Raw genomic sequence first — 13,524 nt, forward strand, 5'->3', positions numbered from 1 at the left:
GCGCATCTGCCCATTCTGGTCGCATCGGAACCTTAAAACATAATTTATCTGTCCAGATTAATCCGGCGATCACTGGGCGATCGGCAGCGGTCGGGCAAGGCCATTACCAAGAACTGGCGCAAGCGACGGACACCGCCAGAATATCAAGGGCTTGCAATCCCAGTCTTGGGAAGGATCGGCAGGTGCCATCCAAAGCAACGGCTTTGGATTTCCCCGCATCCCGACAGCAAATCCAATATCCTACCACATCATCGCCAATACTCGGCTTTTTAACCAGCTGGTAACGCGGCCGATGATACGCGGCCATCTATCGCAGCGTCAGGTCATGACGAGTGAAGTACCGGCGACGGAGGTCGCTGCTGCGTCAGAGGGGGAATATCTAAGTGGCTTCGATGAATTCGGCATTTGGTAAACTGCGCCTTGGGATTTCGACTGCGGCTCTGCTGACCGCGATCGCCGCTCCTGCCCATGCGCAGGAGGCAGCACCCGCGCAGACGGCAGACGCTACCGACCAGAACGTGGCGACAGCGGCGCCGGTTGGACAGGCGCAGGGCGAGCAGGACGTTCAGATCAAGCGGGCGGCCCCCGCCCCCGCCACGGCGGAAGGTGCCACGGTCGTCGTCACCGGCACGCTGTTCCGCGACTCCAACGCCAGCTCGATCTCGCCGGTCACCGTGGTGAATTCCAACGTGCTCCAGCGCGCCAACATCACGACCGCGCAGGATGCCATCCGCTCGGTGTCCGCCGACAGCGCCGGTTCGATCTCGACCGGCTTCAAGAACGGCTTTTCGGCCGGTGGCGCGGCGGTGTCGCTGCGCGGCCTGGGCGTCTCTTCGACGGTCGTTCTGATCGACGGCTTGCGCTCGGCGAACTTCCCGCTGAACGACGACGGTCACAATGCCTATGTCGACCTGAACTCGATCCCGTTCAGCACCATCGAGCGTGTCGAAGTGCTGAAGGACGGCGCATCGTCAACCTATGGCGCGGACGCGATCGGCGGCGTCGTCAACCTCATCAGCAAGAAGAACGTCCAGGGCATTTTTGGATCGGTCCAGGGCGGCACCACCGAAAAGGCCGACGGTTCGCACTACCGCGCGACGCTGACCGCCGGTTTCGGTGACTATCGCGAGCAGGGCTTCAACTTCTACGTCAACGGTGAATACACCTATGACGGGTACATCACTAATAACTCGCGCGGTTATCCGTTCAACACGCTGGACCTGAGCCCCAGCGGCCTGCTGGACCGCAACCGCAACGATGACTCGCTCCTTTTTGCAAACCCGCAGGCGGTCGTTACCCGCGTTTCGCAAAGCGATCTGAACAACCCGCTGTCTGGACAGGTCGGGACGCCAACCAACCAATACCGCCTGCTCAACTCGAATGCCTGCCCGTTCGGCACCTTCACTGTGACCTCCGGCGGGGCGCAGGGCACCGGCTGCAAGCACAACCTGCCCGACGAATATTCGATCATCCAGCCGCGCCAGCAGCGCTATTCGACGACCGCGCGCCTGAACGTCCGCATCGCCGAGGGCTGGGAAGCCTTCGCCAGCGGCAGCTATTCGCACTCGGAAGTCGACATTCGCGGCACTCCGGCTGGTATCCGCCAGACCCAGCCATTCGGCGCTTCCGCCGCACTGGCATCCAGCAGCCCGGGCATCGTACTGCCGATGTATGTCTGCGCGGCTGGGGTGAACTGCGCCACCGCCGCGGATCGCCGCCTGAACCCGAACAACCCCTATGCGGTGGCGGGCGCCGATCCGACGCAGAACGCCGCGCGCATCTATTATCTGTTCGGCGACATCCCCGCTGGCAGCCACCGCTATGTCGACGTGTTCCGCGCGACGGGCGGCATTTCGGGCGACCTGGGCAACGGCTTCAAGTTCCGCCTGAACGGCGTCTATGCCCGTGACAATTTCGCGGTGACGCAGCGCGGCTTCATCAACATCCAAGGCCTGCTGAACGCGGTCAACACCGGCGCATACAATTTCGTCAATCCCGAGCAGAACACGCAGGCCGTTCGCAACCAGATCTCGCCGGAGCGTACGACCCCGTCCTATTCGACGATCGCAACGATCGGCGGCTCGCTGCTGAAGTCACTGATGGAACTGCCGGGCGGCGACCTGAATGTCGGTGCGGGTTTCCAGATTCGCCGCGAAACGCTGATGAACCGCAATCAGAATTTCGACCTGTCCTATTACGGGCTTAACACCTCGTCGGCCCAGGGTCGCCAGACCGTGACCGCCGGGTTCTTCGAGATCGACGCTCCGTTCGCCCGCGCGTTCGACCTGAACGTCTCGGGCCGTTACGACCATTATTCGCAAGGCTATAGCCACTTCTCGCCGAAGATCGGCGCCAAGTTCACGCCGGTTCGCGAATTCTCGCTACGCGCGACCTATTCGCAGGGCTTCCGCGCGCCGACTTTCGCGGAATATAACCCGGCGAGCAGCTATGCGGGCTTCTCGTCCTACACCCCACCCGACAGCTTTATCGCTGCGCATGCCGGCAACCCGGCTTATACGACGACGTACAGCATCGGAAGCGCGGCGCAGGGCAAGGCGGATATCCTTCCGGAAGTATCGCGGAGCTTTACCGTCGGCACGATCCTTAATCCGGTTCGCTGGCTGAATGTCACGGTCGACTATTACAACATCCGCAAATCGAACCTGATCGTCAGCGGGCCGCTGCGCGCCGAGGCAATCAAGGCCTATTATGGCCAGACCAATGCGGCGGCCGGATGCGCGGCGCTGGCGGCGGTTGGACAGGGCTACAAGTGTAACATCGTCGACGCGCCCGATCCCGTCAATCCGAACGCCCTGCCCCGTCTGCTGGTGTTCGACGTGCCTTACGTCAACGCCAATTACATGGTCAGCTCGGGCATCGACATGCAGGCCAATGCGAACGTCCAGTTGGCCAACGGCGTGAAGTTCATCAGCCGTGTCGACGTGACCCGCGTCCTTCGCCTCGATCTCGTCACCCCGGCGGGCGTGGTACAGAAATATGCGGGTACGCTGGGGCCTTACGAGCTGTCTTCGGGCGGCGGCACCCCGCGCATCCGTGGCAACTGGCAGAACACGATCGAGGTGGGCAACTTCTCGCTGACCAGCACGACCTATTATGTGGGCCGGATCAAGCAGGTGGCAGCCGATCGCATCGATGCCGTGAACGGCGTGATCGACCTGTCGTGCAGGAACACGCTGGTCCCGGTCGTCGATCGCAAGACTGATTTCAACAACCAGTGCTTCGTCCGTCCGTTCATCTATACCGACCTGAACCTGGGCGTGCGGGTCAATGATGACTTCCGGTTCTTCTTCAGCGTCCAGAACGTGACCAATGCCCGCGCTCCGCTGGCGGCGGCAGCCTATACCAGCAATCCGAACTATCTGAGCAGCTGGCATTATGCCGGTCTCGTCGGTCGCAACTTCAGCGCTGGCGCGAACTTCAATTTCTGATCTCGCCTGACCGGGTGATGCGCACCGGGACCGATTTTCCGTCGTCCCGGTGCGTATTGCCACCATATCCCTTGCGGCGTCATAGGCGACCGATGCAGCCGGAGCGTTTCCCCACCATGTATCCGGGTTCGGATGATCCGATCGCTTCGCCGAGCGAATTGTACCGGCAATCGCTGGTCATGCGGGCGATCGGCACGCCCTTCGTCGCCGACCTGCTGGCGGCGGTGGACCGGCAGCTCGACAAGGCGCCGCTCAGCGCCGCGCTGATCCGATCCTGGGGCGATACCGCCGCGTCCTCGGCCATCGCGATGCGGATCAACGCCGCCCTGCACGCGCTGGCACGCCGCGGTGCCGAGCCGCAGCTTGCCGCCCTCTATGCCGGGGAGCATGACCGCTTCGACGACGCGGTCGCACTGGCCCTGGCCGCCCATGACGAGTTCCTGGTCGACTGGTTGCTGCGGGTACCGCAGACCAACGAGATCGGCCGGGCCGCCGCCTTGCATGCCGCCCTGATGGTGTTGGCGAAGGAGTACGGCCACGGTTTCGAGTTGTTCGAGATCGGGGCGAGTGCCGGGCTCAACCTCAATCTGACGCGCTACGCCTATGACCTGGGCGGCGTCCGGACGGGCAAGCCCGACTCGACCGTTCGGATTGCACCTGAATGGAGGGGCTCCCCGCCCCCCGATGCCGTCGTGACGGTAGCCGAAGCGCGCGGCGTCGACCTGCACCCGCTCGACGTCAACGATCCGGCCGCGTGCGAGCGGCTCGCCTCCTTCATCTTCGCCGACCAGCCCGAGCGGGCCGAGCGCCTGGAACGCGCCCTGGAGATCGGTCGCGGGCATCCGCCACGGCTGGAGGTCGGCGATGCGGCAAGCTGGCTCGCGGAACGGCTCACCGACACGCAAGCGGATCATCGCCACCGTGTCGTGCTGCATTCGATGGTCCTGCAATATCTGAGCGCCGAGGATCGCGCGCGTATCGAGGCGAGCGTGCAGAGCGCCGGAGCATCCGCGACCCCCGACCGCCCCTTCGCCACGATCGGTTTCGAATGGGACGATGCACGCGAACGGGTCGAGCTGCGCCTGCGTTCCTGGCCCGATGGCCGCGACCGCGTGATTGCCCGTTGCCATCCCTATGGAGCGTGGATCGCGTGGATCGGCGGATGAGGCAGCAAGGCTGACGATAACAACCGGCCGCTTCACCCATAATTAACTTCGCATCTGTAACGATTATTCGACGAAACCAAAGGCTGACTTAGGATATGGTGAACAGGCATCGGGCGGTGACATCGCCGCCGTATCTTACGGCACCCGCCACTGCTTGGTGCATACCTGACGCCCAGAGCGCCCCTTCGTCCTACGGCCTTCATCACGACAACCCCATCGCCGCTCCCGCATCGTCCCCGTTCCGACCTGTTGAGAGAAACGCATAATGCTTACGAACATGAACATCCCCAAGAAGCTGGGTGTATCGTTCCTGATCGTCAGCCTGTCGGCCGCGGTCATGACGATCGTGTTCTTTGCCAATATCTGGGAAATCCGCAGCGCAACCGCGCGGAACAACCATGCCCAGGAGGTCTATGCGAAGGCGCTGACCCTGGAGACATCGATCCTGCGCGAAAACAGCCAGTTGCGCGGCTTCCTTGTCACCGCAGACAAGAGCTACCTCAAATCCTACGAAGAAGCGCGCAAGGAGTACGACACGACCAGCCGCGAGCTGGCCGCGATGCTGACCGACCAGAACGAACTGGACCTGCTCGCCAAGTCGAATGCCGAGAAGGCCAAGTGGCGGCGGACATGGAGTGACCGGCTGACCGATTGGGTCAAGGACGGGCGCCGCGACGAAGCGCAGCAGGCGGTTCGCGATGCGGGCAAGGCCGTGCTGACCAGCGATATCGTGCTGCCGCTCCGCGCCATCCGCGATCAGGAAACCGCCGCGATCGCCAGCAATGCCGCCTCGCAGGAAAAGGCGATCGGCACCGCGATCATCGCCCTGGTCGTCGGCGGCCTGATGCTGATCGGTGTCGTCATCACGCTCCAGATGGTACTCAGCCGCAGCATCGCCCGGCCGATCACCGCCCTCACCCGGCTGATGGCCGAGCTCGCGCGTGGTCGCAACGACATCGACGTGCCGGGAAGCGAGCGCGGTGACGAACTGGGCGATATGGCGCGTGCCGTCGTCGTCTTCCGCGATGCCGCCAAGGCCAAGGTCAGCGACGACCGCGAGCGCGAGCAGGCGTTGCAGGCGATCGGCTCCGGCCTGCACAGCCTGTCCGAGGCCGACCTGACCGTCCGCCTGACCGACCTGCCCCCGGCGTTCCATCAGCTATCGGCCGACTTCAACCGCGCCGTCCAGAACCTGTCGGGCCTGACCAGCGATGTGCGCGGCAGCGCGGGAAGCATCCGTTCCAATATCGATGAAATCCGCCAGGCCACCGACAATCTCTCGGCCCGCAGCGAGCAGCAGGCCGCCAGTCTGCGAGAAACCGCCACCGCCGTCGGTGAGATCACTCAGGGCGTTCGCGAAGGCGCCATCAGTGCCAGCGAAGCCAATCGCGCAGTGACCGAGGCGCGCGACGAGGCCGAAAAGGGCGGCGAGATCGTCGCCAAGTCGATCACCGCCATGAACGGCATCGACCAGGCCAGCCGTGAGATCGTCGACATCATCACGGTCATCGACGGCATCGCGTTCCAGACCAATCTGCTCGCCCTCAATGCAGGCGTCGAGGCGGCACGGGCGGGCGATGCGGGCAAGGGTTTCGCGGTCGTCGCCTCCGAAGTCCGCGCGCTGGCCCAGCGCTCCGCCGACGCGGCTTCCGACGTCAAGGCGCGCATCCTGTCCGCCATCGAGCATGTCCGCTCGGGCGTGGTGCTGGTCGACGAAACCGGCAATGCGCTGCAACGCATCATCGGCAAGGTCTCCGACGTCAGCACCGTCGTGGACGTGATCGCCCGCTCATCCGAGCAGCAGGCGCACAGCCTGGGTCAGGTCAACATCGCGATCGGCGAGATCGACTCGGTCACCCAGCAGAACGCCGCCATGGTCGAGGAATCGACCGCGGCCGCCAGCCTGCTGGCTCAGGAATGCGGAACGCTGATGGCATCGGTGATGCGCTTCAACGTCGACCTGGCCACCATGCCGATGGCGTCCACGTCGACGGCCCGGTACCGCCCCGACGATTACGGTCACTCCGCCACCATGCGCGCGGCCTGACGCCGCGCCGCACCTTGCGGGAAAATGGGCTGGACGCGCGCCTGGCTGTCCAGCCGGTCGACGCCAGGTCGTCCGAGTAGCGGAGCGGAGCGTTATTCAACGAAGCCCGTCTGACGGTCCATCTGATTTGGCGCCCCCAATCGCCGCGATCGCGGCGGCAGGTTCGAAGCCCAGCGTGATGCGCAGTCCGGGCCGGGTACTGACGATATCCAGCGTCGCATCGAGGCGCGACGCGGCGGATCGCACGATGGCGAGGCCCAGGCCGCTTCCCTCGGTGTCGCGAGCGCTGGAAAGGCGAGTGAAGCGTTCGCCCAGGCGGACGAGTTCGGCATCGGGCAGGCCGGGGCCGTCATCCGCCACCACGATCCCAGGCCCCTTTCCGTCTTCGCATGAGACGGTCAGCGTCACCTGGCCAGCACGACGATTATAGCGGATCGCATTGTCGAGCAGGTTGGACAGGATTTCGAATATCAGCGTGCGGTGGCTGGCAATCGCGATGTCGGTCGGTGCATCGAGATGAATGTCCACGCCTGCGTCGATCGCCTGCGCGATCCGGCGGTTGATGACGGCGACCGCCACCTCGCGCAGGTCGACCCGCTCGCGCGGTGGCGCGACGCCCGCCTCCTCTGCACGGGCCAGCGCCAGCAATTGGGTCACCAGATGTTCCAGCCGGTCGGCGGCGGCCGCGATCTCGCCCAGCGCCTCCGGGCTGCCCCGGCGTGCCAGCGCCACCTGTACCTTCAGTACCGTCAGCGGCGTGCGCATCTGGTGCGAAGCATCCGCCGTGAACCGGCGCATCCCGGCGGTCGCACTGTCCAGCCGGGCAAGCAGATGGTTGAACGCATCCGCCAGCGGGCGAAGCTCGACGGGCAAAGGCCCGGTGTCGAGCGGCGACAGGTCCGGCGTCGCGCGCGTATCCCGCGCCGCCACCGCCCCGCGCAGGCCCGCCAGCGGCCGCAGGCTCCATGCCAGTGCCGGGCGGATCAGCAGCATGGCCACGCCCACCAGCAGCAACTCACCCAGCACCAGCGCGATCACCAGCCGCCGCTGCAGCGCCCGGCGACCGTCCAGCGTCTCGGCCACCTGCACGATCACCGGCGCTTCGATCCTTGGCAGCGTGCGGCGCACCTCGGCGATACGGATATCCTGATCGCGGTAGCGCGCGAAACGGAAGCGAGGCGTGTCGAGCGCCAGTTCGGCGATGTTCGGCGCGGAGAGATCGGCATAGCCGGTCAGCAGGCGCCCGCCCACCGCGATCCGGTAATAGACATTGTCGCGCTCGCTATTCTCCAGCATCCCGAAGGCGGCGGCAGGAAGGTCGAGCGTCACCTCGCCCCGCTCGACCTGCACCGTCTCGGCAATCGCGCCCAGCGCGCCGCCCAGCACGCGATCGTTGGTGCGGCGGACCACATCGGCGATGAGCGTCGCCCCGGCCAGCCCCAGCAACACCGCGATCGCCAGCATCGGCGCCAGCATGGCCGCGAGCAGCCGGGTGCGAAGCGCCAGCGCCTTCCCGCGCCCGAAGTTACTGGGCATCGAGCATGTAGCCGACCCCGCGCACGGTGCGGATGGCCGGACCATCGGGTGCCAGCTTGCCGCGCAACCGCGTGATATTCACTTCGATGGCGTTGGGGCCAACCGGCTCGTCATAGCCGAACACCTCGGACTGGAGCGTCTCTCTCGGCACGATCTGCCCCGCGCGGGTCGCCAGCGCGTCCAAGACCGCCCATTCGCGACGGCGCAAATCGAGTGTCCGCTCGCCGACCCGAGCCGCACCGCGCGAACGGTCGAGGATCAGCGCCCCGACGACCAGCTCGGGCGTGGGATCGCCGCCGCGCCGCCGCCCCAGCGCGCGGATGCGCGCCTCCAGTTCCTCTGGGGCAAAGGGCTTTCGCAGATAATCGTCGGCACCCAGGTCCAGGCCGCGCACCCGGTCGTCCAGCGCATCGCGCGCGGTCAACATCATCACCGGCACCCGGTTGCCCTGCCGCCTGAGCGTCTGGAGCACCGAAAAGCCATCGACCCCCGGCAGCCCGACATCGAGGACGACAAGCGCATAGGCCTCGTCCGCCGCGACCATCAGCGCATCCTCTCCGGTCGCGACATGATCGACCGCATGCCCCGCCGCACGCAGCAACGCGACGATCCCGCGTGCCAGCGCCGCATCATCCTCGACGATCAGAATTCGCACGGCGCGGACCTTCCGTGAAAGGCGGATGACAGCTTGGCGGGATAATCCATGGCATTGAGCTTACCCGAACTCAGAGGCGGGAAGCGAGAGGACCTGAACGATGCGACTGGTAATTCTATCGATGCTGATGCTGGGTGCCGTGGTGCCCGCTCGCGCCGATGCGCAGCGCCCGGCCGGTTATCCCCGCTCCTATGACGCACTGATCGCCGAGGCGCGGGGCGAGCGCGAGGTCCGCGTGTATGGCAATGCCGACACCGCCGCGATGCAGCCGCTGATCGCCGCCTTTCGCCGCACCTATCCCCGCGTCCAGGTGCGCTATCTGGACCTGGAATCGAGCACCATCTACGACCGCGTCGTCGCCGAGGCACGGGGCAGGACACCCGGGGCCGATCTGGTCTGGTCGTCGGCGATGGACCTTCAGGCCAAGCTCATCAACGACGGCTATGCGCAAGCCTATCTCAGCCCCGAAAAGCCCGCGCTCCCCGCCACGGCGGTGTGGAAGAATATGGGCTACGGCGTCACCGCAGAGCCGGTCGCCTTCGTCGTCAACCGCCGCCTGATCCCCGCCGGACAGGTGCCGCGCACGCACGAGGCATTCGAGCGATTGCTGCGCACCCGTCGCGGCGCCCTGATGGGCAAGGTCGCGACCTATGACCCTGCGGGGTCCAATGTGGGCTACCTCTATCTGACCGAGGATCATGCGATCACCCGCGACACCCGCTCGCTGGTGCAGGCGATCGCCGCGACCCGGCCGATGCTGTCGCGCACCACCGAGCCGATGCTGGACGCGGTGTCGGCGGGGCGGATCGCCATCGCTTACAATGTCGTCGGCCCCTATGCGCTGACCCGCGCGATGCGCGACCCGAATATCCGGGTGGTCTTCCCGCGCGACTATACGATCATCGCCTCGCGCGTCGCCTTCATCGCCCGCGATGCCCGTCACCCGGCGGCAGCGCGGCTGTTCCTCGACTTCCTATTGTCGCGAACCGGGCAGACGCTGCTCGCCCGGCAATGGCTGCTGCCGGTTCGCGCCGATGTCCGCGCCCCCCGCCTGTCCGCCGAACAGCAGCGCCCGATCCGCGTCGGACCGCAGCTTCTCGTCAATCTCGACACGATCAAGCGCCGCCGCTTCCTGGCCGACTGGCGCGCCACTCTTGCTCAAGAGGCCCCCAAATGATGACCCCGATCCGAACCGCCACCGCGCTGGTCGCCCTGATGGCGGCCACCCCCGCCCTGGCCCAGACGCCGAGCAACGACGACCTCGCCGCGCTGGTCCGCCAGCAGGCTGCCGAGATCGCGACCCTGCGCGCCCGGCTCGACCGGCTGGAGGGCACGACCGCCACCGCTCCCGCACCAGTCGCCGCCACGGCCCCTGCCCCGACCACCCCGTCCGCCCCGCAACTGGCGCAAAGCGACACGATCGGCCGCGATACCGTCACCCGCCCCTTCGCGCCGCAGCTGGTACCCCCCGGCCCGGCCGAACGCGACGTGGCGCAGGCACGGCAGGCCAATGCGGCGGGCGTGACGACGGAATGGGGCGCGGGCCTCCCAGTCTTCCACTCGGCCGACGGCATCTACACGTTCAAGCCGCGCGGCCGCATCCTGACCGATGTCAGCTCGACCTTCGGATCGGCCTATGACGGGCGCAACATCACGACGACCGGCATGCGCGCGTTGCGTCTGGGTCTGGAAGGCGGAGTTGGCACCCACTTCTTCTACCAGTTCGAAACCGACTTTTCTGAGAACGACGTCGATATCGTCACCGCCTTTATCGGCTGGCGCAACCGCATCCGGCCGGGCCTCGATTACGACCTGCGCGCCGGGCACCTGTTCAACGATCGCGGGTTCGAAGGCTCGACCGGATCAGATTCGACGCCGTTCATGGAGCGCACCGTTGTCTCCACCGCGATCATCCCGCAGCGCGGCTTCTACGGCGTCGGCATCATGCCGCGCCTGTTCTGGAAGACCGGCCATGCGTCGCTGACGCTCACCGGCGACCGGATCGACGGCAACCAGGCGACGAACGACAGCCGCACCGTGCTGGGTCGCGCACACTGGAACCCGGTCAAGAGCGACCATTCGGTCCTGCATCTCGGCATTTGGGGGTTCGACGAGGCGCTGTCGTCGGCGGCGACCACGCTGACCCGCAACACCGTGATCGGCGGCCGCTTCAACGGCGCGCTGCGTGTCTCGACCGGCGCGCTGCTCGGTGGGCGCAGCACCACGGGCTATGGTGCCGAGCTGGGCGGCTATGTCGGCCCGGTCTGGGTGATGGCCGAAGCGGGCGAGCGCCGCGCGCGCCTGACCGGCGGTCGTCCCGATTTCCTCAGCAAGGCGTGGAGCCTGTCAGGCGGCTGGTTCGTCACCGGCGACCTGCCGCCGTACAACCCGCGTCTCGGCAGTTTCGGCCAGCCGCGCGTCCTGAAGCCGATCTTCGAGGGGGGCCCCGGTGCGATCGAGCTGACCGCGCGCTATGAGAACCTCGACTATACCAGCCTCCTGACCGGCGGGCGCGGTTGGGCCGCGACGGCGGGCGTCAACTGGTATCTCAACAGCTTCACCCGGCTCCAGTTCAACTGGGTGCATTGGGACACCGACAATCGCGCAGGGACCTATACCGGCCCCGACAGCGGCGAGACGATCGGCACCCGCATCGCCGTCACCTTCTAAACGCCCCTTTCTCCTATCACGGAGCATCCTTCGATGGATCTTGCCCTGCTTGGCTTCCTGATGGTCGCCACCTTCATGACGCTCATCATGACGAAGCGGATGACCCCGCTCGTCGCGCTGATCGTCGTGCCGACCGCCTTCGCCCTGATCGCCGGTTTCGCATCGGGCATTGGCGACATGATGATCGACGGCATCAAGAACCTCGCGCCGACCGGCGTGATGCTGCTGTTCGCCATCCTGTTCTTCTCGATCATGACCGATACCGGGCTATTCGATCCGCTGGTCAACCGGCTGTTGCGGGTCGTGCACGGCGATCCGATGGCGATCCTGATCGGCACCGTCGTGCTGTGCGCGATCGTCAGCCTGGATGGCGACGGGTCGACGACCTACATCATCACCATCGCCGCGCTGCTGCCGCTCTACAAGCGCTATGACATGAACCGGCTGTACTTGTGCTGCCTGCTCATGAGCACCAGCGGCATCATGAACCTGACCCCCTGGGGCGGCCCGACCGCGCGTGCCGCCAGTGCGCTGAAGCTCGATCCTGCCACGCTGTTCCTGCCGCTGATCCCCGGCATGATCGCCGGGCTCGCCTTCCTCATCGGCCTGGCGATCTGGTTCGGCCGCAAGGAGCGCCGCCGCATCGGCCATGTGAAGGCCAATGAGCCGACCGCCTTCACCGGCATGGCCGTGTCGCAATTCCCGGAGGCCCGCCGCCCGCACCTGCGCTGGTTCAACGGGGCGCTGACCCTGGCGCTGATCGCCGGGCTGGTTTCGGGCATCCTGCCGCTATCGGTGCTGATGATGCTGGCCTTCGCCATCGCCATGATCGTCAACTATCCGCAGGTGGCAGAACAGAAGGAGCGGATTGCCGCCCATGCCGGGAACGTCCTGTCGGTCGTCTCGCTGATCTTCGCCGCCGGTATCTTCACCGGCATCCTGTCGGGCACGGGCATGGTCGAGGCGATGAGCAAGGAAGTCGTCGGGTTCATCCCGCCGGTGCTGGGGCCCTACATGGCGCCGATCACCGCGCTGCTCAGCCTGCCCTTCACCTTCTTCATCTCGAACGACGCCTTCTATTTCGGGATGCTGCCGATCCTGGCCGAGGCGGGCGCGCATTACGGCGTGTCGCCGATGGCGATCGCCCGCGCCTCGCTAATGGGCCAGCCGGTCCATCTGCTCAGCCCACTGGTGCCCTCAACCTATCTGCTGGTCAGCCTGGCGGGCATCGACCTAGCCGATCACCAACGGTTCACGCTGGTCCCCGCCGCCGTGGTGTGCGTGGTCATGACGCTGGTCGGGATGGCGGTGCTCGCCTTCCCGCTGATGGGCTGATCCGATGGACACGCTCTGGCAGCATATCGTCGCCGACTTTTCCGCGATCGGCTCTCCGGCCGCGCTCGCCGCCTTTGCCCAGGTCGTCATGATCGACGTCCTGCTGGCCGCCGACAACGCCATCGTCGTCGGCGCTCTGGCGGCGGGGCTGCCCCCGGCGATGCGGCGCAAGGTGATCCTGGTCGGGGTCATCGCTGCCCTCGTCCTGCGTATCGGTTTCGCACTGGTCGTGACGCAGCTACTCCAGATCGTCGGGCTTGTGTTGGCGGGCGGGCTGTTGCTGGTCTGGGTCGCCTGGAAGATGTGGCGAGAATTGCGCGGCGGTGCGGGCGAAGACGATCCCCTCACCGAACAGGCCCCGCGCCGCTTCTGGGCCGCTGCCTGGGCGGTGGCGGTCGCCGATATCTCGATGAGCCTCGACAATGTCCTGGCGGTCGCGGGCGCGGCGCGCGACCATCCGGGCATCCTAGCCATCGGCCTGATCCTGTCGGTCGCGCTGATGGGCCTTGCCGCCAATGTCCTGGCGCGCGTGATCGAGCGCTATCGCTGGCTCGCTTATGTCGGACTGCTCGTCATCCTGTGGGTCGCGGGCAAGATGATCTGGGAAGGGTTGACCGACCCGGCACGCGGCCTCCTGACCCTGTTCACCTGACCCAACCGCTCACT

At 66.0% G+C, this 13,524-nt stretch carries 9 protein-coding genes; 7 read left to right on the top strand and 2 right to left on the bottom strand.

Annotation, left to right across the window (positions count from 1 at the left end; genetic code table 11):
* The first annotated feature begins 392 nt into the window (after positions 1–392).
* The 3 genes from AC1GI4_RS02750 (at position 393) to AC1GI4_RS02760 (ending at position 6,662) form a co-directional block, all read left to right on the top strand.
* Entirely contained in the window at positions 393–3,449 is a 3,057-nt protein-coding gene (locus AC1GI4_RS02750; RefSeq protein WP_479630336.1) for a TonB-dependent receptor domain-containing protein, read from the top strand.
* 92 nt (positions 3,450–3,541) lie between these two features.
* Positions 3,542–4,615, top strand: coding sequence for a DUF2332 domain-containing protein (locus AC1GI4_RS02755; RefSeq protein WP_479628452.1), 1,074 nt, complete (start codon positions 3,542–3,544; stop codon positions 4,613–4,615).
* 265 nt (positions 4,616–4,880) lie between these two features.
* Entirely contained in the window at positions 4,881–6,662 is a 1,782-nt protein-coding gene (locus AC1GI4_RS02760; RefSeq protein ID WP_479628453.1) for a methyl-accepting chemotaxis protein, read from the top strand.
* Between the two features lie 96 nt (positions 6,663–6,758).
* Here the strand turns inward: AC1GI4_RS02760 and AC1GI4_RS02765 are convergent, their stop codons facing one another.
* Together AC1GI4_RS02765 and AC1GI4_RS02770 are read right to left on the bottom strand one after the other, a co-directional pair.
* On the bottom strand, positions 6,759–8,198 hold the full coding sequence (locus tag AC1GI4_RS02765; protein ID WP_479628454.1) for a sensor histidine kinase: 1,440 nt from the start codon (positions 8,196–8,198) through the stop codon (positions 6,759–6,761).
* Entirely contained in the window at positions 8,188–8,853 is a 666-nt protein-coding gene (locus AC1GI4_RS02770; protein ID WP_294270486.1) for a response regulator, read from the bottom strand. Before AC1GI4_RS02770 ends, AC1GI4_RS02765 begins: the two co-directional genes overlap by 11 nt.
* Before the next feature lie 100 nt (positions 8,854–8,953).
* Between AC1GI4_RS02770 and AC1GI4_RS02775 the strand changes: the two genes are divergently transcribed.
* The 4 genes from AC1GI4_RS02775 to AC1GI4_RS02790 are packed head-to-tail and all read left to right on the top strand — an operon-like array spanning position 8,954 to position 13,510.
* Positions 8,954–10,030: an ABC transporter substrate-binding protein gene (locus AC1GI4_RS02775; RefSeq protein WP_479628455.1), complete on the top strand. Its 1,077-nt coding sequence runs from the start codon at positions 8,954–8,956 to the stop codon at positions 10,028–10,030.
* Complete coding sequence (locus tag AC1GI4_RS02780) at positions 10,027–11,523, top strand: OprO/OprP family phosphate-selective porin (RefSeq protein ID WP_479628456.1); 1,497 nt, start codon at positions 10,027–10,029, stop codon at positions 11,521–11,523. The genes AC1GI4_RS02775 and AC1GI4_RS02780 overlap by 4 nt, the downstream gene beginning before the upstream one ends.
* Positions 11,524–11,556: 33 nt before the next feature.
* Positions 11,557–12,858 carry a CitMHS family transporter gene (locus tag AC1GI4_RS02785; RefSeq protein WP_294270493.1) on the top strand — a complete coding sequence of 434 codons (1,302 nt, stop codon included), beginning with the start codon at positions 11,557–11,559 and terminating at the stop codon, positions 12,856–12,858.
* Between the two features lie 4 nt (positions 12,859–12,862).
* Positions 12,863–13,510, top strand: a complete 648-nt coding sequence (locus AC1GI4_RS02790) for a YjbE family putative metal transport protein (protein ID WP_479628457.1) — start codon at positions 12,863–12,865, stop codon at positions 13,508–13,510.
* Positions 13,511–13,524 lie beyond the last annotated feature (14 nt).

This window comes from Sphingomonas sp. 77B (genome assembly GCF_056497825.1).

What these genes read in the sequence shown, in the direction of transcription:
- AC1GI4_RS02780 (WP_479628456.1), top strand. Translation starts at nt 10,027, where the DNA reads ATGATGACCCCGATCCGAACCGCCACCGCGCTGGTCGCCCTGATGGCG.
- AC1GI4_RS02775 (WP_479628455.1), top strand. Translation starts at nt 8,954, where the DNA reads ATGCGACTGGTAATTCTATCGATGCTGATGCTGGGTGCCGTGGTGCCC.
- AC1GI4_RS02765 (WP_479628454.1), bottom strand. Translation starts at nt 8,198, where the DNA reads ATGCCCAGTAACTTCGGGCGCGGGAAGGCGCTGGCGCTTCGCACCCGG.
- AC1GI4_RS02785 (WP_294270493.1), top strand. Translation starts at nt 11,557, where the DNA reads ATGGATCTTGCCCTGCTTGGCTTCCTGATGGTCGCCACCTTCATGACG.
- AC1GI4_RS02755 (WP_479628452.1), top strand. Translation starts at nt 3,542, where the DNA reads ATGCAGCCGGAGCGTTTCCCCACCATGTATCCGGGTTCGGATGATCCG.
- AC1GI4_RS02790 (WP_479628457.1), top strand. Translation starts at nt 12,863, where the DNA reads ATGGACACGCTCTGGCAGCATATCGTCGCCGACTTTTCCGCGATCGGC.
- AC1GI4_RS02750 (WP_479630336.1), top strand. Translation starts at nt 393, where the DNA reads ATGAATTCGGCATTTGGTAAACTGCGCCTTGGGATTTCGACTGCGGCT.
- AC1GI4_RS02760 (WP_479628453.1), top strand. Translation starts at nt 4,881, where the DNA reads ATGCTTACGAACATGAACATCCCCAAGAAGCTGGGTGTATCGTTCCTG.